Source organism: Promicromonospora sp. NPDC110617, assembly GCF_055598465.1.
In genome coordinates this window covers 2,149,931-2,170,190 of the sequence record NZ_JBVKBM010000001.1, presented here as the reverse complement: position 1 = coordinate 2,170,190, position 20,260 = coordinate 2,149,931, and the positions used below count along the sequence as shown (strand labels likewise).

Here is a 20,260-nt window from a genome sequence, read left to right as displayed (position 1 = left end):
CGGCGTCCTACCCCATAGACGGCGGCGGGAGCACGGACTGAGCGGCGATGGCCAACTGCCCGCGTCGGATGCGCATCACGATCACCGTCCAGGCCCAGCAGGAGAGAGCGGCCAGGACCGCACAGATGATGTACGTCCCGCCGAGGAGCAGGGCTTCTTCGCCGAGGACGTCCCCACCGAGGACCCCACCCCGCCAGCTTTCGGCCGTCCAGGAGAACCAGAGCATCATGAGCCAGCAACCCCACCAGGGCAGAAGGATCCAGCCCAGCTTCCGGCGCAAGGTGGCCCGCCAGACATCCGTGACGGCCAGTGCCGGGAACCAGAGCGACAACAGGGGAAAGACCCAGCCGAGCCAGGTCCATGCGACGGCGAGCCGGAAGCGGTGCCCAGGAACGTAGGTCTCGGCGAACCTCCTGCTCCGGTGCAGCCAGAGCGCCACCACGACGAGCGCCGCGAGCAGGTAGACCCGCACCGGAATGTAGGCGAGGTCGAACACGGTCGGATCCGTGTCGTCGTACGAGAGGCCTTGTGCGACCGCGCCACGCCACGTCTCCTCGGATGCGAGGGCCGCAAGACCGAGGACGATCAGCCAGCCAACCCAGATCCAACCCATCACGACCACGGCGACGGCCAGGCCCGCAGGCGGCTGGAGCGGCGGGGGCGCGTCGTAGGTCTGGTACAGGAGCGGCACAGGGCCGGGCGCCGGGCCTGACGGTGACCCGGCGGGCGGCGTCGGACCCGAAGGCGGGGCATACGGGTCAAACGGCTGCGTCATGGGTGGTGTCCTTGGTGGTGCGACGGGAGAGCAACCGAACGCTAGTCCCGGTAAACCCGGACGTTGAGCCAATATGCGGGTGAACTTCGCGGATCGTGACACCCCCCGGCGGGGAGACGACAGCACGACGGGCGGGGTAACGCTGACGTAGAGGTGCTACGTCAGCGTTACCCCGCCCGAGGGGTAGTGCTTACCTGCCGGCCCCGGGCCACGACCATGCGGTCGCGGCCCGGGCCGTGCCGATCATGCTTCGACGACCACCGGGACGATCATCGGCTTGCGGCGCAACCGCGTCGCCACGTAGCGCCCGATGGTGCGGCGCATGATCTGCTGCAGCTGGTGCGTGTCCGTGGCCCCGCCCGCGATCGCGTTCTCCAGCGCCGCGGTGACCTCCGGCATCACCTTGTCGAACACCGAGGCATCCTCGGCCATACCTCGCGCCAGCACCTGCGGCGGTGCCAGCACCTTACCCGTCGCCGTGTCGATCACGGCGAAGACTGAGACGAAACCCTCCTCGCCCAGGATCACGCGGTCCTTGAGCTCGGCCTCGGTGATCTCGCCCACCGAGGAGCCGTCCACGTACACGTACCCGCAGGGCACGGCGCCGACCACGGAGGCCTTGCCGTCCACGAGGTCCACGACGACGCCGTCCTCGGCGAGCACCACGCGGTCGGCCGGCACGCCGGTCCGGACCGCGAGCGCCCCGTTGGCCACGAGGTGGCGCACCTCGCCGTGCACCGGCATGACGTTCTTGGGCTTGAGGATGTTGTAGCAGTACATGAGCTCGCCGGCCGAGGCGTGCCCGGAGACGTGCACCTTGGCGTTGCCGCCGTGCACGACGCGCGCGCCGAGGCGGGTGAGCCCGTTGATGATGCGGAACACGGCGTTCTCGTTGCCCGGGATCAGCGACGAGGCCAGGATCACGGTGTCGCCGTACTCGACCTGCACCTTGTGGTCGCCGTTGGCCATGCGCGAGAGCGCCGCCATCGGCTCGCCCTGCGAGCCGGTGGACATGTAGACGATCTGGTCGTCGGGCACCGAGTCGGCCTTCTTCAGGTCGATCAGCACGCCCGGCGGCACGTCGAGGTAGCCGAGGTCGGCGGCGATGCCCATGTTGCGCACCATGGAGCGCCCCACGAGGGCGACGCGGCGGCCGTGGGCGTGCGCGGCGCGCAGCACCTGCTGCACGCGGTGCACGTGGGAGGAGAACGACGCGACGATGATCCGCTTGTCGGCGTGCGCGAACACGTTGTCGAGCACCGGGCCGATCTCGGCCTCGGGCGTCACGAAGCCGGGCACCTCGGCGTTGGTGGAGTCCACCATGAAGAGGTCCACGCCCTTCTCGCCGAGGCGGGCGAAGGCGCGCAGGTCCGTGATGCGGCCGTCGAGCGGCAGCTGGTCCATCTTGAAGTCACCGGTGTGCAGCACGGTGCCGGCGGCGGTGGTGACCGCCACGGCGAGCGCGTCCGGGATGGAGTGGTTGACCGCGACGAACTCGCAGTCGAAGATGCCGAGCTGCTCGCGCTGCCCTTCCTTCACCTCGAGGGTGTAGGGCTTGATGCGGTGCTCCTTGAGCTTCGCCTCGATGAACGCGAGCGTCAGGCGCGAACCCACCAGCGGGATGTCCTTGCGCAGCCGCAGCAGGTACGGCACGGCACCGATGTGGTCCTCGTGGCCGTGCGTCAGCACGATCGCCTCGATGTCGTCGAGACGGTCCTTGATGTAGTCGAAGTCCGGCAGGATCAGGTCCACGCCGGGCTGGTTGTCCTCGGGGAACAACACGCCGCAGTCGATGACGAGCAGCTTGCCGGCATGCTCCAGGACCGCCATGTTGCGTCCCACCTCGCCCAGGCCGCCGAGGGCGACCACGCGCAGACCGCCGTCGGGCAGTGCTGGGGGCAGGGACAGTTCGGGGTGAGGATGACTCACGTGGCCTCCAAGGCCTCGTTCCAACAGAAAGTTTCAGAGCCCGGCGGAGCTCGCCTGAGCGAGCTCGTTCACCTCGGGCTGGTGTGCGGTGACGCCGTCGCGCAGCAGGCCGGCCTCGGCCAGCACCGCGCGCAGGGCGGCGACCTCGTCGTCCGACGCGGCGACGTTCGGCAGACGCAGGAAGCGGTTGTCCGTGACGCCGAGGATCTCGACCGCGGCCTTGGCCATCACGGCCTGGGCGCCCGCGCCGTTGAGCGCGTCGATCACACCGGTCGTGGTGCGGAAGACCTCGATCGCCCCGGCGATGTCGCCGGCGTCGAACCGGCGGACCGTCTCCGCGAAGTGAGCGCCGACCACGTGGGCCGACACGGACACGATACCCGCACCGCCGACGCTCAGGAACGGCAGCAGCAGGCCGTCGTCGCCGGAGTACCAGGCCAGGCCGGTCTCGCCGATGAGCTTGCTCGCCGCGTAGACGTCGCCGGTGGCGTCCTTGTTCGCGACGATCCGGGGGTGCCGGGCCAGGCGCCGGTAGGTCTCGGGCGCGATGCGCACCACGGTGCGGCCGGGCACGTCGTACAGCATCACGGGCAGGTCGGTCGCGTCGGCGACGGCCACGAAGTGCTGGTAGAGCCCCTCCTGGCTGGGCCGCGAGTAGTACGGGGAGACGACGAGCAGGCCGTCCGCACCCGACTCGGCGGCCTGCTCGGCCATGCGGATCGCGTGCACGGTGTCGTTCGAGCCGGCGCCCGCCACGACCGCGGCCCGGTCGCCGACGGCCTCCACGACGGCGGCGACGAGCTCCTCCTTCTCGGGGGTGTGCGTCACGGGCGACTCACCGGTGGTGCCGGACAGGACGATGCCGTCGTTGCCGTCGTCCACGAGCTTCTTCGCCAGCTTGACCGCTGCCTTCAGGTCCACGGCGCCGTCGGGCGTCATCGGGGTGACCATGGCAGTCAGGACCGCGCCGAACGGGCGCGCGGGATCAGTGGGAAGAACCATGGGCCTACCGTACCGTTCTCCGCCCTGTCACCGGGCTTCGACGAGCAGCTCCAGCCGCGCGACGGCGGCGGCGACGTCGTCGTTGACGAGGCGCAGCGGGTCGCCGGTCCGCGCGACGTCCACCAGACCGGCCGCATAGGCGGCCACGAGGTCCGGGCCGAGGTCGTGCCGGTGGGGCGCGGCGTCGGCCAGGACGCGCTCCGCGACCGCCTCCGGAGGCGCCGCCACCAGGACGTGCACCAGCCGGGCGGACGCCGCCTCTGCGGCCCGCTCGAACCGGCGCACCTGGTCTGTCCGTGCGACGAGCTGCGGGACGACGACGTCGTGCCCGCCGCGCAGGTGCTCGACGGCCATCGCGAGCCCGAGCGAACGAGCCGGCCCCGCCGTGTCCCGCGGCGGGCCGCTGATCAGGCCGCGGACCACGTCGATGTCGAGGTTCAACGTGCCCGGCCGCAGAGCCGCCCATGCGGCGGCGAGGGTCGACTTGCCGACCCCGGGCAGCCCGTTGAGCAGGACCAGCCGCGGCGGCGCGGTCATGGCGGTCCCCCGTCCCGTGGCGTGCGCCCGAGGATACCCGGGCACCTGACGGCGCTTGCGCCGACGTGGATACTCGGAATATGACGGCGACGACGCTCTCCCCCGCCCTCGTGGCGCACCTGCCCACCGGACTGCTCATCGACGGGCACTGGGGCCCCGCGTCGAGCCGCGCCACGTTCGAGGTCACCGACCCGGCGACGGCCCAGCCCATCTTCGACGTCTCCGACGCCACCCCCGCGGACGCCGTCCGCGCCCTCGACGCCGCCCACGCCGCGGCGCCGGCCTGGCGCGCCGTGCCGCCGCGCGAGCGCTCCGAGCTGCTGCGCGCCGTCTTCGTCCGGCTCATCTCCCGCGCCGACGACATCGCCGCGCTCATCACCGCCGAGGCCGGCAAGCCCCTGGCCGAGGCACGCGCCGAGGTGATCTACGGCGCCGAGTTCCTGCGCTGGTTCGCCGAGCAGGCGGTGCGCTCCGACGGCCTGGTGCGCACGGCGCCGTCGGGCGGCAACAAGCAGTACGTGAGCCGCCGGCCCGTGGGGCCGTCGCTGCTCATCACGCCCTGGAACTTCCCCATCGCCATGGCCACCCGCAAGATCTCCCCCGCGCTCGCGGCAGGCTGCACCGTGGTGATCAAGCCGGCCGAGCTGACCCCGATGACCACCCTCCTGGTCGCGGAGATCATCCGCTCCGAGGCCGCGGGCCGCGGGCTGCCGACGGGCATCGTCAACGTGGTCCCGACCACGCAGGCAGGCCCGGTGACCGAGCCACTCTTCGAGGACCCCCGCCTGCGCAAGGTCTCGTTCACGGGCTCGACCCGGGTGGGCCAGATCCTGCTGGCGCAGGCCTCGAAGAACGTGCTGCGCAGCTCGATGGAGCTGGGCGGCAACGCGCCGTTCGTCGTCTTCGAGGACGCCGACCTCGACGCCGCCGTGCAAGGCGCCCTGATCGCCAAGCTGCGCAACTCCGGCCAGTCGTGCGTCGCGGCCAACCGCTTCCTGGTGCACGACGCCGTCGCGCGCCCCTTCGCGGAGAAGTTCGCCAGCGCGGTGGGCGCGCTGGTCACCGGCCCGGGCACGCAGCCCGGCGCCCAGGTGGGCCCGCTCATCAACGAGGCCGCGGTCGAGAAGGTGACCACCCTCGTGGACGACGCCGCCGCCCACGGCGCGCAGGTGCTCACCGGGGGCGCGCGCCTCGACCGCCCGGGCCATTTCTACGAGCCCACGGTGCTCACCGGCGTCAGCGCCGACGCGCGCGTCGTCACCGAGGAGATCTTCGGACCGGTGGCCCCGATCGTGGCCTTCGGGTCCGACGACGAGGCATACGAGCTGGCCAACAGCACCCCGTTCGGGCTGGCCGCCTACGCGTACACGACGTCGCTCGCGCGGGCCCAGCGCGCGATGGACGAGATCGAGGCCGGGATGATCGGCATCAACCGCGGCCTGGTGTCCGACGCGAGCGCGCCGTTCGGCGGCGTCAAGGCCTCCGGCCTGGGCCGCGAGGGCGCCGAGGCGGGCATGGAGGAGTACCAGGAGACGGTGTACGTGGCGCTGTAGCCGCCGCGCGGGCGGCGGCCGGCCCGGGCAGCGGTGTCCGGAGCGCGGGCGCCGTGCCGGACCGGGCCGGGGACCACGTAGCCTCACAGCGTGAAGGTCCTCCCCACCGCCCCGGCGGCCCGGGCCGCCGTCCGCCAGGGCGTGAGCGTCTCCGTGGCGACCGGCCTGTACGGCATCTCGTTCGGCGCCCTGTCCGTCGCGGCAGGCGTCGGCCTCGGCCCGACCATGGCCCTGAGCCTGCTCATGTTCTCGGGCGGCTCGCAGTTCGCCCTCGTCGGCGTGATCGGCGCGGCGGGCACGCCCGTGGCCGCGATCGCCACCGCCACGCTGCTCGGCCTGCGGAACACGCTGTACGGCGCCGTGGTCTCGCCGCTGCTCCAGGTGCGCGGCTGGCGCCGCTTGGCCGCCGCGCAGGTCACGATCGACGAGTCGACGGCGGTCGCCGTGGCGCAGCCCGACCCTGCCGCGTCCCGGATCGGGTTCTGGGTCACCGGGGTCGGCGTCTACGTGCTCTGGAACGCGTTCGTGCTGCTCGGCGCGCTCGCCGGCGACGCCCTGGGCGACCCGCGGGCCTGGGGGCTCGACGCCGCCGCTGCCGCCGCGTTCCTCGCCCTGGTCTGGCCCCGGCTGACCCCGCGCCGCGCCCAGCTCGTGGCCGGGCTCGCCGTCGTGGCCACCGCGGCGCTCATCCCCTTCGTGCCGCCGGGCATCCCCGTGCTGGCCGCGGCCGCCGTCGCGATCGTCGTGGGGCTGGTCGCGCCGACGGCGCCCGCCGCTTCACCGACGGCGCCCACCGTCGCACCGCCTGCCGACGGCGTGTTCGTCGACGAGGCATCCACCGACAGCCCCGAGAACGAGACCGACCGGGAGCCCGCCCGATGACCACCGCCGCCCTCTGGACCACCGTGCTCGTGGCCTCACTCGCGTGCTTCGCGCTCAAGCTCGGCGGGCACCTCGTGCCGCGCTCCTGGCTCGCCTCCGAACGCGTCTCGCGCGTCACCACGCTCGTCACCGTGGCGCTGCTGGTCTCGCTCGTCGTGGTCCAGGGCTTCGCCGACGGCCGCACGCTCGTCGTCGACGCCCGCGTGCCCGCGCTCGCCGTCGCGGCCCTGGCCCTCGCCCTGCGCGCCCCGTTCATCCTCGTGGTGGTCCTGGCCGCGGGCACGGCCGCCGGCCTCCGCGCCCTCGGCTGGGGCTGACGCCCCTTGGACCCCGGCCGGTGTTGACCACAGCGGTTGCTGCCACGGGCGGGCCGGCCCTGGCAACAACTGCTGTGGTCAACACCGCCCCGGCGGCGGGCATTAGGGTTGAGCGTGGCCCTTTTCCGCGAGACCGCCGATGTGTCCGTCCGCCCCGCCGTCGCCGGTGACGAGGCGGCGGTGACCGATGTGCAGGTCGCGTCCTGGCGTGCGACCGGCGTTCTCGGCGAGGGGGTGCTCGAGGCGCTCGACGTGCCCGCCATGCGCGAGCGCTGGGCCTCCGCGATCACGTCGCCGCCCGGGCCGGGGTTCGCCGTGCTCGTGGCGCTCGCGGGGCCCAAGGTCGTCGGGTTCGCCGCCGTCTCCCCCGGCCAGGTGCTCTCGCTCGAGGTGCTGCCCGAGGCGCAGCGCGGCGGCCACGGCTCGCGGCTGCTCGCGGCCGCCGTCGACCGGCTCCGTGCGGACGGTTCGGACACCGTCACCACGTGGGCGCTCGTGGACGACACGGCCCGCGCGCAGTTCCTGGAGGCGAGCGGCCTCGGCGAGGACGGCCGCAGCCGGACGCTCGCGACGGGTGTGCGCGAGGTCGTCGAGCACCGCTGGTCCGCCCAGATCTGACGCCGCCCCGGGCACGGCGCCGCGTCACCGTGTTCGGCAGGCGAACCCCAGGTTTCACGCCCGCGTGACAGTCCCGTGACACGACCTTGCGAGCATCGACGGCATGGGGATTCGCACGGAGTACTTCGTAGCCGCCACCGACGAGGTGGCGGCGACGGCGCTCCACGCGCCCGGCGGGCCGTCCGAGCCCGACCTGCGCACCGACCAGCCACGGTTCGACTCGGTCGCGGTGCCGGCCGTGGACCCGTTCGTGATGCTCGGCGGGCTGGCCGGGGTGCTCTCCGGCCGCCCGTACGCCGAGGTCACGGCGCACCCGCGGCACGGTGCGCTCGTCGGCAGCGGCGGCGAGGAGGGGCCCTGGATCGTCACGGTCGCCCAGACCCTCGTGGACGACCTCGCCTCCGCCGGCCCCACGCGCCTCGCCCAGGCCGCCCGCGAGTGGTCGGGCACGACGACGCCCGATGCCTCCCCGCAGGCCCTCGTCACGGCGCTGCTGTCCCTCGGGGCGCTCGCCGCCCGCGCGGCCGACGAGCGGCACGGGATGTACTGCTGGACCAGCCTCACCGACTGAGCCCGAAGCGGAACCGCAGGCTCAGTCGGCAGACAAGCACCGACTGACCTGCCGCGCGACCGGAAGAGCACCACCTTGAACAGCACGGAAGCGCCAGCCGTCGTCGTCCAGCGGTTCGAGCCGGACTCCCCCGGCGACGGGCTCACGGCGCTGCTGACCGCGTACCACCTGCAGACCGAGGCGGAGAAGGGCGTACCGGTCGGCGACGCGGACGCGCTGCCCGCCCGCTACCGCGCGGAGATCGACGACCCCCGCGCCGCGTTCGCCGACGACGTCGTGCTGCTGGCACACAGCGGCGACACCGCCGTCGGCTGCCTCGTGGTGACCACGTCCGGCGGCGGGAGCACCGCGTCCGGCGGTGCACGCGCGGAGCTCAAGCGGCTCTGGACCGCCCCGGAGCTGCGGGGCCGGGGTGTCGCCTCGCGGCTGATCGGCGACGCCCTGGACCACGCGGCCGACGCCGGCGTGCGCACCGTCGCGCTCTCCGTCTGGCGGTGGCGCACCGGTGCGCTCGCCCTGTACGAGCGGCTGGGCTTCGTCGTCGTCGACCCGTGGGACGAGCGGGCGGACCTCGTCTGCATGGAACGCAACGTGGAATCATGGCGCGACCCGGGGCGCGGAGGTGCTTCACTTTCCCGGTGAACCGCACCCGCAACCCGCTCTGGCGGACCTTCGTCGAGCTCCGTGGCAACCCTCGCGCCTGTGTGTGGACCGAGCCGCTGTGGGGGCTGTCCATGGCCCTGGTCCTGCCGTACGCCTCGGTGTTCATGCTGGCCCTGGGCCTGCACGACGAGCAGATCGGCCTGCTCGCGACCATCGCCATGATCTCCCAGGTCGGCTTCGGGCTGGCCGGCGGCATCATCACGGACCGGCTCGGGCGGCGGGCCACGACGGCGTGGTTCGACGTGATCGCGTGGGTGATCCCGTGCCTGCTGTGGGCGTTCGCGGAGAACTTCTGGTTCTTCCTCGCGGCGTCGCTGGTGAACGGCGCCATGCAGGTGACGCAGAACTCGTGGGACTGCCTCATGGTCGAGGACGCCGAGCGGGGCCAGATCACCCGGATCTACTCGCTGGTCAAGGTCGCGGCCGACTGCTCGGCGCTGTTCGCGCCGCTGGCCGCCCTCCTCGTCGCCCAGCTCGGCCTCGAGCCCGCCGTCCGCATCCTGTACGTCAACGCCGCGATCGTGATGGCGGTGAAGATCGTCTGGCTCTACCTGTGGTCCAAGGAGACCCGCCAGGGCGAGATCCGTATGGCCGCCACCCGCGGGCACAGCGTCTGGCGCCTCCTGGCCGGGTACCGCGGTGTGCTCGGGCTGCTGCTGCGCTCGCGCGGGTCGCTGCTGGCGCTGGCCGTGGCCGCGCTGACGGCGGCGGTCACGCTCGTCAACGGCACGTTCTGGCAGGTGGTGGCCAGCCAGCACCTGCACGTGCCGGACGCGCTGCTGCCCTTCTTCCCGATGGTCCGCTCGGTGCTGTCGGTGGTCTTTTTCTTCACGCTCATCCCGCTGCTCACCACCGCCGTGGACCTCCGGCGCGCCACGCTCCTGGGGTTCGGGGTGCACCTCGCCGGCCAGGTCGTACTGGTCGCGATCCCCGCGTCCGCGGGCGCCGCGACGGTGTCCACGTATGCGTTCCTCGGCCTGTGCCTGCTGCTCGACAGCTTCGGTGCGGGCATGCTGTTCATGCTCTCCGAGTCCCTCGTGGCGCTGCACGTGGACGAGGCCGAGCGGTCGCGCGTGATGGCGCTCCAGCGCACGTGCATCATGCTCGCCGCGGCACCGTTCGGCTGGATCTCCGGCTGGCTGTCCGGGATCGACCGCACCTACCCGTTCATGCTCACGTCGGTGCTGCTCGTCATCGGGCTCGTGCTGGTGGCGGTGCGCTGGGTGCCGACGCACCTCGGGACGGAGGCCGTAGCGGCGTCCGAGGCAGCCTGACGCGGGGGCGCCCTCGCGGCGGGTCCGGCCCGGCCGGCGGGACGGCCGGGCCCGGCGGCCGGGCGGGACGCGCCCGGCCGGCGACGCCGTCAGGCGGTGCGGAACAGCCGCGACGCGCGCCGCAGCGCCTCGCGGGCGCGGCGGCGGTCGCCGGACGCATCGTAGGCGAAGGCCAGGTGGTACCAGGCGCGCCAGCTCTCGGGCGTCGCCTCGACGGCCGCGCGGTACGGCTCGAAGGCCGCGTCGGCGGCGGCCCGGTCGATGCGCCCGCCGGGCGAGCGCGGGAGGTCGTCCACGGGGAGGTCGCCCTCGGCGAACAGCGTGTCCGCCATGCGCTGGACGGTCGCCGCGAGCCAGTACTCGCGCGCGATCAGCCCGATGACCAGCAGCGGGATGATCAGCACGCCCAGGCCGATCGCGATGAGGACCGGCTCGCCCGTGCGCATCATCGAGACGCCGCGCCCGGCGATCTGCCACACGTACAGCGCGAGCAGCGCCGTCACGGCGATGGCCCCCGGCAGGCCGCGGGGCAGCCTGCGGCGCGGCTGCCCCGGTGTCGGTTCCGACGGCGCGGGTGACGACGGCGCCGTCGGCTCCGAGGAGGTGGGCGACGGCGGCGTCGGCTCGCCCGGGCGCTCCGCCGCGGGCTCGTTCACGACAGGTCCAGCACGTGCTCGAGGCCCACGGTCAGCCCGGGGCGCGAGACCACGGAGCGGATCGCGAGCAGCACGCCGGGCATGAACGACGCCCGGTCGAACGAGTCCTGCCGGATCACGAGCTGCTCCCCCTCGTTGCCGAACAGGATCTCCTCGTGCGCCACGAGCCCGCGCAGCCGCACGGCGTGCACGCGCACCCCGTCGACGTCGGCGCCGCGGGCTTCCCAGCCCGTCTCGGTCGCGTCCGGTGACGGGCCGCGGCCGGCCTCGGCGCGCGCCCGGGCGATCGCTGCGGCGGTGTGCCGGGCGGTGCCCGAGGGCGCGTCCACCTTGTTCGGGTGGTGCAGCTCGACGACCTCGGCCGACTCGAAGTAGCGCGCCGCCTTCGCGGCGAACGTCATGGCCAGCACGGCCGAGAGGCCGAAGTTCGGGGCGATGAGCACGCCGAGCGCGCCCCTGCTGCCCTGGCCCCCGGGCGACAGCTCCGTGAGGTGGGCCGAGACCCGCGCGCGGGCGGCGTCGTCCCACCCCGTGGTGCCGACCACGGCGTGTGCACCGGCGTCGAGCACCGCGTGCACGTTGGCCTCGGTGACCGCCGGCACGGTGAAGTCCACCGCGACGTCGGCCCCGGCGAGGGTCTCGGCGGAGACGGTGTCGCCGCGCCCGAGCCGGGCGACGAGCTGGAGCCCGTCGGCCGCCTCGACCGCGGCGCAGGCCTGGGTGCCCATGCGCCCGGTCGCGCCGAGCACGGCCACCTTGATGTCACTCACGATCTACACCCTAGTTCCTCGCTGAGTGCTGGATATTTGTCGTCCCGAAGCCTCCGGGACGACAAATACCCAGCACTCAGCGATGCGGTTCAGTTGTCGAACGGGCCCACGCGGACCACCGAGCGCGGCCGCGCCGCGAGGTCCTGCGCCAGGTCCTGCACGTCGGCGGCCGTGACCGCCTGGATGCGCTCGAGCGACTCGGCCAGCGACAGCAGGTCGCCGTACACGAGCTCGGCCTTGCCCAGGCGGCTCATCCGCGACCCCGAGTCCTCCAGGCCGAGCACCGTGCCGCCGGAGAGCTGCCCCACGGACCGCTTGAGCTCGGCCTCGGTGATGCCGTCGTGCGCGAGCTTCTCGAGCTCCTCGACCAGCAGCTCGGTGACCTGGTCCGCCTTGGCGGCCGCGCAGCCCGCGTACAGGCCGAACGTGCCGAGGCCGCCGTGCGCCGAGGCGAACGAATACGTCGAGTACGCCAGGCCCCGCTTCTCGCGGATCTCCTGGAACAGCCGCGACGACATGCCGCCGCCGAGGACGGCGTTCAGCACGGACAACGCGAAGCGCCGGTCGTCCGTGGCCGAGATGCCCGTGGAGCCCACGATGATGTTGGCCTGCTCGACGGCGCGCTGCACGGTCAGCTCGGCACCCGCCTCGGGCACGCCGGCCCGGTCCTCCGTGGCGGGGCGGCGGTCCCGCGGCCGCGTCGCGGCGTCGAGCTCCCAGCCGCCGTCGGTCAGGGCCTGGGTGACCTGCTGCACGAGCTTGTCGTGGTCGATGCCGCCGGCCGCCGTGACGACCAGGGTCTCCGGCCGGTAGTTCCACCGGTAGTGGTCCCAGACGGCGTCGCGCGGGACGGCGTTGATCGTCTCCGGCGTGCCGCCGATGGGGCGGCCCAGCGCGTGGTCGCCCAGCACGACGGCGGAGAACTGCTCGTGCACGACGTCGGTCGGGTCGTCGTCGTTCATCGCGAGCTCTTCGAGGATGACGCCGCGCTCGGTCTCGAGCTCGTCGGCGTCCAGGCGCGCGGACGTGACCATGTCGGAGATGACGTCGACCGCCATCGGCAGGTCGGAGTCCAGCACCCGCGCGTAGTAGCAGGTGTGCTCCTTGCCGGTGGCCGCGTTGGCCTCACCGCCGACGGCGTCGAACGCCTCGGCGATGTCCATGGCCGTGCGCCGCGCCGTGCCCTTGAAGAGCAGGTGCTCCAGGAAGTGCGTCGAGCCGAAGTGGCCGTCGGTCTCGTCCCGCGAGCCGACGCCGATCCAGGCGCCCACCGTGGCCGAGCGCTGGCCCGGCATGTTCTCGGTGAGCACACGGACGCCGCCGGGCAGGACGGAGCGACGGATCGTCGCGCCGTCCTGCCCGGCGGTCAGCTCGGCACCGGGCTCGCCCGTGGGTACGAGCGGCAGGTGCCACGTCATGTCAGGCTTCCGCGGGTGCGGTGGCCTCGGCGGCCGGCTCGGCGGCGTCGGACGAGGCCGACTCCTCCTCGTCGGTGACGGCGACCAGCGAGAGCTTGCCGCGCGGGTCGATCTCGCCGATCTCGACCTGGACCCTCTGGCCGATGGACAGCACGTCGTCGACGTTCTCGACGCGCTTGCCACCCACGAGCTTGCGGATCTGGCTGATGTGCAGCAGACCGTCCTTGCCCGGGGACAGCGAGATGAAGGCGCCGAACGACGTCGTCTTGACGACGGTGCCGACGAACCGCTCGCCCACCTCGGGGACGTGCGGGTTGGCGATCGCGTTGATCGCCGCGCGGGCGGCCTCGGCCGAGGGGCCGTCGGTGGCACCGATGTACACGGTGCCGTCGTCCTCGATGGAGATGTCCGCGCCCGTCTCCTCCTGGATCTGGTTGATCATCTTGCCCTTCGGGCCGATGACCTCGCCGATCTTGTCGGTCGGGACCTTCACCGTGATGACGCGCGGGGCGTTCGGGGACATCTCGTCCGGGACGTCGATCGCCTCGGCGAGGACCTCCAGGATCGTCAGGCGCGCGTCGCGCGCCTGGCCCAGGGCGGCCGCGAGGACCGACGCCGGGATGCCGTCGAGCTTGGTGTCGAGCTGGATGGCGGTGACGAACTCCTTGGTGCCGGCGACCTTGAAGTCCATGTCGCCGAACGCGTCCTCGGCGCCCAGGATGTCCGTCATCGCGGCGTAGCGGGTCTCGCCGTCCACGGTGTCGGACACGAGGCCCATGGCGATGCCGGCGACCGGCGCGCGCAGCGGCACACCGGCGTTCAGCAGGGACAGCGTGCTGGCGCACACCGAGCCCATCGAGGTCGAACCGTTGGAGCCGAGAGCCTCGGACACCTGGCGGATCGCGTAGGGGAACTCCTCGCGGCTCGGCAGGACCGGCACCAGGGCACGCTCGGCGAGCGCGCCGTGGCCGATCTCGCGGCGCTTCGGGCTGCCCACGCGGCCCGTCTCACCGGTCGAGTACGGCGGGAAGTTGTAGTTGTGCATGTAGCGCTTGCGCGTCTCCGGACCGAGCGAGTCGATCTGCTGCTCCATGCGGAGCATGTTCAGCGTGGTGACACCCAGGATCTGGGTCTCGCCGCGCTCGAAGATCGCGGAGCCGTGCACGCGGGGCAGCACCTCGACCTCGGCCGAGAGGGTGCGGATGTCCGCGAGGCCACGGCCGTCGATGCGGACGCCGTCGGTCAGCACGCGCTGGCGCACGAGCTGCTTCTGCAGCGAGCGGAAGGCGGCGGAGAGCTCCTTCTCGCGGCCCTCGAACTGGCCGTCGAGCTGCTCGTGGACGGTCGCCTTGAGCTCGTCGAGCGTGTTCTCACGCTGCTGCTTGTCGGCGATGGTGAGCGCGTCGCGCGTCGGCGCGGTCACGGCCGCCTCGACGGCGGAGTACGCGTCGGGCTGGTAGTCCGGGAAGAGCGGGAACTCCTGCGTCTCCTTGGCGGACTGGCCGGCGAGCTGGGCCTGCGCGTCGCACAGGGCCTTGATGAACGGCTTGGCCGCCTCGATGCCCTCGGCGACGACCTCCTCGGTCGGCGCGGCGACGCCCTCGTTCTTGATGAGGTTCCAGGCACCGTCGGTGGCCTCGGCCTCGATCATGGCGATCGCGACGTCGTCACCGACGACGCGGCCGGCCACGACCATGTCGAAGACCGCGCGCTCCTTGTCGGAGTACTTGGGGAACGCGACCCACTGGCCGTCGATCAGCGCGATGCGGACGGCGCCGACCGGGCCGTCGAACGGCAGGCTGGAGATCTGCGTCGACGCCGAGGCCGCGTTGATCGCCAGCGTGTCGTACGCGTCGTCCGGGTGGATCGCCATGACGGTGATGACCACCTGGACCTCGTTGCGCAGGCCCTTGACGAACAGGGGGCGCAGCGGGCGGTCGATCAGGCGGCAGGCCAGGATCGCCTCGGTCGAGGGACGGCCCTCGCGGCGGAAGAACGAGCCGGGGATGCGGCCCGCGGCGTACATCCGCTCCTCGACGTCCACCGTCAGCGGGAAGAAGTCGAACTGGTCCTTGGGGTGCTTGCCGGCCGCGGTGGTCGACAGCAGCATGGTCTCGCCGTCGAGGTACGCGGCGACGGAGCCGGCGGCCTGCTTGGCGAGGCGTCCGGTCTCGAACCGGACGGTGCGGGTGCCGAAGCGACCGTTGTCGATCACGGCCTCGGCGAACTGGATCTCGGGACCCTCCACGGGTGCCCTCCTTCTCTCGGTGTTCTCTTGGAACGCCCCCGTGCCCGACGGTCATCGATCGAGGCCCACCGAGCCGCTGCTCGCGTGGAGCGGAAGGACTCGGGAAGCCACTACCGAGGACCGGACGAGGTCACGGGCGGCGGTGTTCAGTTGTCGTACTACAGCATCTCACCAGACCAGCCCGGCCCCCGCGACGGGGGCCGGGCTGGTGGGAAGCATGATCAGCGGCGCAGGCCGAGCTTGTCGACCAGGGCGCGGTAGCGCTCGATGTCGATCCCCTTGAGGTAACCCTGGAGACGACGGCGCTGACCCACGAGGAGCAGCAGACCACGACGGCTGTGGTGGTCGTGCTTGTGCTCCTTCAGGTGCTCGGTGAGGTCCTTGATGCGCTGCGTGAGGAGCGCGATCTGCACCTCCGGCGAACCCGAGTCGCCCGGCTTGGTTCCGTACTCGGAAATGATCTGCTGCTTCGTGGCAGTGTCGAGCGGCATGGCTCTCCTTCGGTGTCGTTGCGCGGTGCTCCGGGACTTGATTCACCGGGGCGCTCTGGATCCGCGGCCGTTCTGACGGCGGTACCACATTACCAGTGCTTGACGCCCCCGCCCGACGGTGGGTGGGACGCCACCCGTGACCGGATGTCCGGAAGGTGAGTGGTCGGTAGTTTGTCAGGTGGTCGGCACCCCGGGGTGCCGACCACCTGACAAACTACCGACCACTCACATCACTGGAGTTAGCACGGTCACGCCCCGTCGTGGCCCGCGTAGCCGTCGCCGTTGCGGCGGAAGAGCGGGAGCCCGGCCTCGTCCTCGCCGATCGGGAAGACCCCGGCGAACGCCAGGAGGTCCGAGATGGTCGTGATGAGCCGGCCGTCCTCGAACCGCACACCGTACGCCGGCGTCCAGTCGCCACCGGGGCGGCGCATGAACGACTCCTGGTCCAGCCGCAGCAGGTAGACGAACGTCTCCGCCAGGATGCAGCTGCCCACCTCGCCCAGGAAGTTGCCGTTGCCCTGGACCTCGGCCTCCTTGAGCACGTAGTACCAGAGCGGCGTGCCGTCCAGGGCGTCGAGCGCGGCCACCACCTCGGGCGACGCGTTCTGCCGCAGCTGCGCGGGCGTGAGAGGACGCGCCCGCAGCTCCGCGGCCACGGCCTCGCCCGTCGGGATCGCCAGCATGTAGCCGCGCAGCAGGTTGCGCTGCGCGAGCTGCTTGAGCAGCGCCTTGACCGGCTCGGGTGCCGCGTTGCCCTCGTTGAGCAGGTGGCCCAGCCCGTCCGCCAGGAACGGGTCGATCTTGCGAGCCATGCGGAACGCCAGGGGGTCGCCCTTGTCGGTGAGCCGGGGCCACTCGACCGGCCAGTTGGACGGCAGCGCCGGCGCCGGGTTCGCCGGGTTGGGCGACAGCCCGCCGTTGCCCGTGAACCGGAACAGCAGGTCGAGCGACGCCACCCCGCCCGGGCCGTTCCCGGTGAAGTTGACGTTGAAGTCGTAGGCGCCGCGCACCATCGAGTGCCCGAACCGGAACGCCGCCACCGCGAACTCCAGCGGCATCGACACCCGCCGGGCGGGCCGGAAGAGCGTCGGCCCCGTGGCCAGGACCGAGTCGAGCACCCCGGCCTTCGTGAGCGTGCGCAGGTAGTCGTTGACCACCAGCCACTGGTAGTGGAACCGGACGAGCTCCTGGGCGCGGTCGAACAGCTCGCGCTGCGTCACCGCGAACCACGGCTCGTGCCGCGCGACCCAGTCCACCACCGCGTTGTGGAACCGGATCATGGCCACGTGGAACTGGGCCACGATCAGGTTCTCGTCGTTGCGGCTGTCCGGGATGAGCGGCATGCGCTCGCTGCCCGCCTCGGTGCTGCGGGGCAGGTCGCGCTGCGGGTCGTCACCCGGCGCCACGAGCGAGAACGGCCCGAACGGCTCGGTGCCGATGCGGCCGAGCCGCAGCTTGGCCGAGTCCGGCACGTAGGCCGCCTCGCTGCGCGTGGTGCCGCGGTCCTTCTCCCCCGTGAACCGAGGGCCGGAGCCGTACAGGCTGTCCAGGTCGAGCAGCGGGATGCGCCCGTTGTGCAGGCTGCGGCGCACGACGTCCGGCTCGAACACCCGGAACGGGTCGTTCACGACGTCGCCGAGGGCCTGGTCGCCGTGCGCGCCGCTGCCGTCGTCCGGGCCGTTCGTGTTGAGCGTGATGTCGTGGTCGATGAACTGGCCCCAGTACGTGTAGATGCTGGGGATCGTGGAGTCGCGCGGCGGTGCGGCGGGCGCGGGTGGCGCCCCCGGAGCCGGCGCCGGGGCCTCGATCATGCCGGCGCCCAGCCGCATGAGGGCGTCCCGGGTCGCCGCCACGCGGTCGCCCACGGGCAGGTGCGCGTCCGGGAACTCCCGCGCGAGGTCGCGCAGCAGGTAGTCGAACGACGTCGTCGCGTCGAACCGGTGCTCGCGCAGGTCGCGACGCACCGCCGCCTCCGTGCGCGGCATGAGTGTGGCCGTGCTGTCCTTCGGGTCCTCCGGGGCGTCCGGGTCTGCGGGCACGAACACACCGCCGTGGCCGATCCGCCGGACCGTACGGCCGGCCGGCGTCTGCGCCAGGTCGACCGCCTCGTGCGGGCTGTGGTTCGGGTCGCCCTGCGGCGGCGCCTGCGTGGTCTGGACCATGGGTCTCTCCTTCGCTGGGGGTGAAGGTCCTCCACCAGTGACGGAGTGACGTGGGCCACAGCCACGTACACCTCGGCGGGTGAACCCGCCGCGACCTGCGCGGGCGGTCAGCGCACCCCGTCAGCGCGCGCCGCGCGGTAGACCGCGGCGGCAGCCGCGACCACCTGTGCGACGACGAGCGCGGGCGTCACGCCGGTGACCACCGCCCACGCCAGGGGGATCGTGCCGAGCAACGCGAGATCGGGCCCCTTGAGCCGGTGCAGCACCAGCCCCGTCGGGAACGCGCCGGCCGGGGTGGCGATCATCGGCACGTCCCACCGCACCGGCCCCCGGTACGCCGCCCGGATCGCAGCGGCTCCGAGCACGACGGCGGCGGGAGCCGCGACCGCGAGCCACGGCCCGCCGCCGCTGACCACGGCCACGAGCAGCAGCACGACACCCGCGGCGAAGGCCGGCCACACCGTGCGGACGGCGCGGGTGGTCCGGGCGCCCAGCGGCACGAGGGCGTCCAGCCGCGGGTTCTCCCCGGCCGCCCGCGGTCCGCCGGCCCCGGCGAGCGCGCCGGCGTACCCGGCGCCGGCCAGGACCACCCAGAGGCCGATCCCGTCGGCGAGCGCGGGCACCTGCACGGCCACTGCTCCGGTGCACGCCAGCGCGAGCAGGGCCGCGAGGGATGCGGGCGAGCGCAGCAGGAGGGCGGCGTCCGCGGCGAGCAGGGCGCCCGCCGGGCCGCGCGCCGCCCGGGGCACCCAGCCGAAGGCGCGCGACGCCGTCGGCCCGGTGCCCAGGGCGCGGCTGACGCCGCCGCCGTCGAGCGAGAGCAGGGCGGCCGAGGCCTGCATGGCTGCCGACGCGCGGGCGCGCAGCGCCCCGGCCCGGAGCCGGTCCAGACCACGCGCCCAGGCCACGAGGGCGACGACACCGACGGCGGCGAGCACCGCGGGCACGCTCCACGGCACGGCCCAGGCGGCCCACGCGGGGGCCCAGAGCGCCAGGCCGAGGCCGGCCACGGGCACGGCGGCGAGCAGGAGGTCGAGCACCCGGCCGGGCGTGCTCCCCGGCCCCGTACCCGTGACCTGCAGGACGCCCGCCCCCGCGACGACCAGCAGCCCGACGGCACCGCCGAGCACCGCGTCGACGACGATCCCCGCCGGGTCGACGCCCGCGAGCGCCGCGGGCGCACCGCCCACGACCAGGCCCGCGCCGATGCCGACGAGCACCGAGCGGACCACCGACGGCGACGTGAGGCCGGCCCGGTCGGCGGGGGTGGGCACCCACCAGCGGACTCCGGCGGCGGGCAGCCCGGCCGGGCCGAGGCGCAGCGCGACCGACGCTCCCCCGACGACGGCGAGCGCCAGCACGAGGGCCTGGACCAGGCCCGGGCCGAGTCCGAACGCGGTGGCGTCGGAGCCGAGCAGCTCCCGCACCGGCCCGCCGAAGCCCCAGAGATACAGGACGACCAGGGCGAGCGAGATCACGACCTCGGCGACGTCCAGCGCCACCCGGCCCGGTTCGGCCGGGAGGTTGTGCGCCCGCACCCGCGCGGTCAGCCGCCGCAGCTCTGCGCCGGTGAAGCTCTCCTCGCCGACGCCGACGAGCCGCGGGAGCACCGGAGCGGTCGCGGCGCCCGAGCCGCCGACCTCAGTGGCTCCCTCCGGGCCGGGCGCCTCGCCCGTCACCGGAAGCCCGCCAGCACGCCCGGCGCCTCGGCGGGCTCCAGCAGCACGACGTCGTCGTCGGACAGGAGCACCGCGCTCGCGCCGGTCGCGGCCAGGAGCCGGTCGTCGTGCGTGGCGAACAGGACCGCCGTCCCGGCCTCCGCCTCGGCGCGCAGCGTGTCGCCCAGCCGGGTCCGCATCGCGGTGTCGAGGCGCTGCTCGGGTTCGTCGAGCACGAGCAGGTCCCGCGGCCGCACCAGGGCGCTCGCCAGCAGGAACCGGCGGCGCTGCCCGGACGACAGGGTGTGCGGCATGGCGCTCCCGTGGCGTGTGATGCCCACGTGGTCGAGCACCTGGTCGGTCACGGCGCCGGCGTCCGGCACGCCGTGACCGCGCGCGGTGAGCACGAGGTGCTCGCGGACGGTCACGCCGGGAAAGAACGCGTCGTCGTCCAGCACGCCCGCGACGCGGGCGCGGAAGCGCCGCTCCCGCTCGTCGACGGCCCGGCCGAAGGCGCCCACCGTGCCTGACAGCGGCTCCTGCAGGCCGAGCACGGTGCGCAGCAGGGTGGACTTGCCGGTGCCGTTGGCGCCGATCACGGCGACGATGTCGCCGGCCCCCAGCGTGAGGTTCACGGGTGCGCAGACGGCGTTGCCGCCGTACCCGACCACCAGGTCGGACAGCTCGAGGTACGTCATGTCCACCTCAACGCACGAGTCCGGGAAAGATCTCCCGC

19 protein-coding genes are annotated in these 20,260 nt (G+C 73.2%); 7 read left to right on the top strand and 12 right to left on the bottom strand.

What is annotated here, in order from left to right; all coding sequences use genetic code 11:
- Positions 1 to 7: 7 nt before the first annotated feature.
- The 4 genes from ACZ7LE_RS09530 to ACZ7LE_RS09515 all read right to left on the bottom strand — a co-directional run bounded on the left by ACZ7LE_RS09530 (position 8) and on the right by ACZ7LE_RS09515 (position 4,243).
- Positions 8 to 775 carry a DUF4328 domain-containing protein gene (locus ACZ7LE_RS09530; protein ID WP_470403028.1) on the bottom strand — a complete coding sequence of 256 codons (768 nt, stop codon included), beginning with the start codon at positions 773 to 775 and terminating at the stop codon, positions 8 to 10.
- 243 nt (positions 776 to 1,018) lie between these two features.
- Positions 1,019 to 2,704, bottom strand: coding sequence for a ribonuclease J (locus ACZ7LE_RS09525; RefSeq protein WP_470403027.1), 1,686 nt, complete (start codon positions 2,702 to 2,704; stop codon positions 1,019 to 1,021).
- Positions 2,705 to 2,737: 33 nt separating this feature from the next.
- The gene (gene dapA / locus ACZ7LE_RS09520) at positions 2,738 to 3,706 is read right to left on the bottom strand and encodes a 4-hydroxy-tetrahydrodipicolinate synthase (protein WP_470403026.1); all 969 of its coding nucleotides are present in this window, start codon (positions 3,704 to 3,706) and stop codon (positions 2,738 to 2,740) included.
- Positions 3,707 to 3,733: 27 nt separating this feature from the next.
- A complete protein-coding gene (locus ACZ7LE_RS09515) occupies positions 3,734 to 4,243 on the bottom strand; it encodes a P-loop nucleotide/nucleoside kinase family protein (protein WP_470403025.1) in 510 nt (169 codons plus the stop codon).
- An 80-nt stretch (positions 4,244 to 4,323) separates the two neighbouring features.
- Here ACZ7LE_RS09515 and ACZ7LE_RS09510 point away from each other — a divergent pair, with 80 nt between their 5' ends.
- The 7 genes from ACZ7LE_RS09510 (at position 4,324) to ACZ7LE_RS09480 (ending at position 10,121) form a co-directional block, all read left to right on the top strand.
- Complete coding sequence (locus tag ACZ7LE_RS09510; RefSeq protein WP_470403024.1) at positions 4,324 to 5,796, top strand: NAD-dependent succinate-semialdehyde dehydrogenase; 1,473 nt, start codon at positions 4,324 to 4,326, stop codon at positions 5,794 to 5,796.
- Positions 5,797 to 5,886: 90 nt separating this feature from the next.
- Entirely contained in the window at positions 5,887 to 6,678 is a 792-nt protein-coding gene (locus tag ACZ7LE_RS09505; RefSeq protein ID WP_470403023.1) for an AzlC family ABC transporter permease, read from the top strand.
- Positions 6,675 to 6,995: an AzlD domain-containing protein gene (locus ACZ7LE_RS09500; RefSeq protein ID WP_397393302.1), complete on the top strand. Its 321-nt coding sequence runs from the start codon at positions 6,675 to 6,677 to the stop codon at positions 6,993 to 6,995. Before ACZ7LE_RS09505 ends, ACZ7LE_RS09500 begins: the two co-directional genes overlap by 4 nt.
- A gap of 114 nt (positions 6,996 to 7,109) precedes the next feature.
- A complete protein-coding gene (locus ACZ7LE_RS09495; RefSeq protein ID WP_470403022.1) occupies positions 7,110 to 7,613 on the top strand; it encodes a GNAT family N-acetyltransferase in 504 nt (167 codons plus the stop codon).
- Between the two features lie 103 nt (positions 7,614 to 7,716).
- Positions 7,717 to 8,184, top strand: coding sequence for a hypothetical protein (locus tag ACZ7LE_RS09490; protein ID WP_470403021.1), 468 nt, complete (start codon positions 7,717 to 7,719; stop codon positions 8,182 to 8,184).
- A 75-nt stretch (positions 8,185 to 8,259) separates the two neighbouring features.
- On the top strand, positions 8,260 to 8,826 hold the full coding sequence (locus ACZ7LE_RS09485; RefSeq protein ID WP_470403020.1) for a GNAT family N-acetyltransferase: 567 nt from the start codon (positions 8,260 to 8,262) through the stop codon (positions 8,824 to 8,826).
- Positions 8,823 to 10,121: an MFS transporter gene (locus ACZ7LE_RS09480; RefSeq protein ID WP_470403019.1), complete on the top strand. Its 1,299-nt coding sequence runs from the start codon at positions 8,823 to 8,825 to the stop codon at positions 10,119 to 10,121. The genes ACZ7LE_RS09485 and ACZ7LE_RS09480 overlap by 4 nt, the downstream gene beginning before the upstream one ends.
- Before the next feature lie 89 nt (positions 10,122 to 10,210).
- On the opposite strand, the gene ACZ7LE_RS09475 is transcribed toward ACZ7LE_RS09480, so the two are convergent.
- From ACZ7LE_RS09475 to ACZ7LE_RS09440, 8 genes are all read right to left on the bottom strand, one after another.
- The gene (locus ACZ7LE_RS09475) at positions 10,211 to 10,654 is read right to left on the bottom strand and encodes a hypothetical protein (protein ID WP_397393847.1); all 444 of its coding nucleotides are present in this window, start codon (positions 10,652 to 10,654) and stop codon (positions 10,211 to 10,213) included.
- Between the two features lie 119 nt (positions 10,655 to 10,773).
- Positions 10,774 to 11,547, bottom strand: a complete 774-nt coding sequence (gene dapB, locus ACZ7LE_RS09470; protein WP_470403018.1) for a 4-hydroxy-tetrahydrodipicolinate reductase — start codon at positions 11,545 to 11,547, stop codon at positions 10,774 to 10,776.
- An 89-nt stretch (positions 11,548 to 11,636) separates the two neighbouring features.
- Positions 11,637 to 12,965: a M16 family metallopeptidase gene (locus tag ACZ7LE_RS09465; RefSeq protein ID WP_470403017.1), complete on the bottom strand. Its 1,329-nt coding sequence runs from the start codon at positions 12,963 to 12,965 to the stop codon at positions 11,637 to 11,639.
- Position 12,966: 1 nt separating this feature from the next.
- Complete coding sequence (locus ACZ7LE_RS09460) at positions 12,967 to 15,213, bottom strand: polyribonucleotide nucleotidyltransferase (protein WP_470403016.1); 2,247 nt, start codon at positions 15,211 to 15,213, stop codon at positions 12,967 to 12,969.
- 221 nt (positions 15,214 to 15,434) lie between these two features.
- The gene (gene rpsO / locus ACZ7LE_RS09455; RefSeq protein WP_020016810.1) at positions 15,435 to 15,704 is read right to left on the bottom strand and encodes a 30S ribosomal protein S15; all 270 of its coding nucleotides are present in this window, start codon (positions 15,702 to 15,704) and stop codon (positions 15,435 to 15,437) included.
- A gap of 248 nt (positions 15,705 to 15,952) precedes the next feature.
- Positions 15,953 to 17,866, bottom strand: a complete 1,914-nt coding sequence (locus ACZ7LE_RS09450; RefSeq protein ID WP_470403015.1) for a peroxidase family protein — start codon at positions 17,864 to 17,866, stop codon at positions 15,953 to 15,955.
- A gap of 107 nt (positions 17,867 to 17,973) precedes the next feature.
- A complete protein-coding gene (locus ACZ7LE_RS09445) occupies positions 17,974 to 19,545 on the bottom strand; it encodes a DUF6297 family protein (RefSeq protein WP_470403014.1) in 1,572 nt (523 codons plus the stop codon).
- Entirely contained in the window at positions 19,542 to 20,222 is a 681-nt protein-coding gene (locus tag ACZ7LE_RS09440; RefSeq protein ID WP_470403013.1) for an ABC transporter ATP-binding protein, read from the bottom strand. Before ACZ7LE_RS09440 ends, ACZ7LE_RS09445 begins: the two co-directional genes overlap by 4 nt.
- Between the last annotated feature and the right edge of the window lie 38 nt (positions 20,223 to 20,260).

What these genes read in the sequence shown, in the direction of transcription:
- ACZ7LE_RS09530 (WP_470403028.1), bottom strand. Translation starts at nt 775, where the DNA reads ATGACGCAGCCGTTTGACCCGTATGCCCCGCCTTCGGGTCCGACGCCG.
- dapA (WP_470403026.1), bottom strand. Translation starts at nt 3,706, where the DNA reads ATGGTTCTTCCCACTGATCCCGCGCGCCCGTTCGGCGCGGTCCTGACT.
- ACZ7LE_RS09515 (WP_470403025.1), bottom strand. Translation starts at nt 4,243, where the DNA reads ATGACCGCGCCGCCGCGGCTGGTCCTGCTCAACGGGCTGCCCGGGGTC.
- ACZ7LE_RS09510 (WP_470403024.1), top strand. Translation starts at nt 4,324, where the DNA reads ATGACGGCGACGACGCTCTCCCCCGCCCTCGTGGCGCACCTGCCCACC.
- ACZ7LE_RS09500 (WP_397393302.1), top strand. Translation starts at nt 6,675, where the DNA reads ATGACCACCGCCGCCCTCTGGACCACCGTGCTCGTGGCCTCACTCGCG.
- ACZ7LE_RS09490 (WP_470403021.1), top strand. Translation starts at nt 7,717, where the DNA reads ATGGGGATTCGCACGGAGTACTTCGTAGCCGCCACCGACGAGGTGGCG.
- ACZ7LE_RS09465 (WP_470403017.1), bottom strand. Translation starts at nt 12,965, where the DNA reads ATGACGTGGCACCTGCCGCTCGTACCCACGGGCGAGCCCGGTGCCGAG.
- rpsO (WP_020016810.1), bottom strand. Translation starts at nt 15,704, where the DNA reads ATGCCGCTCGACACTGCCACGAAGCAGCAGATCATTTCCGAGTACGGA.
- ACZ7LE_RS09450 (WP_470403015.1), bottom strand. Translation starts at nt 17,866, where the DNA reads ATGGTCCAGACCACGCAGGCGCCGCCGCAGGGCGACCCGAACCACAGC.
- ACZ7LE_RS09440 (WP_470403013.1), bottom strand. Translation starts at nt 20,222, where the DNA reads ATGACGTACCTCGAGCTGTCCGACCTGGTGGTCGGGTACGGCGGCAAC.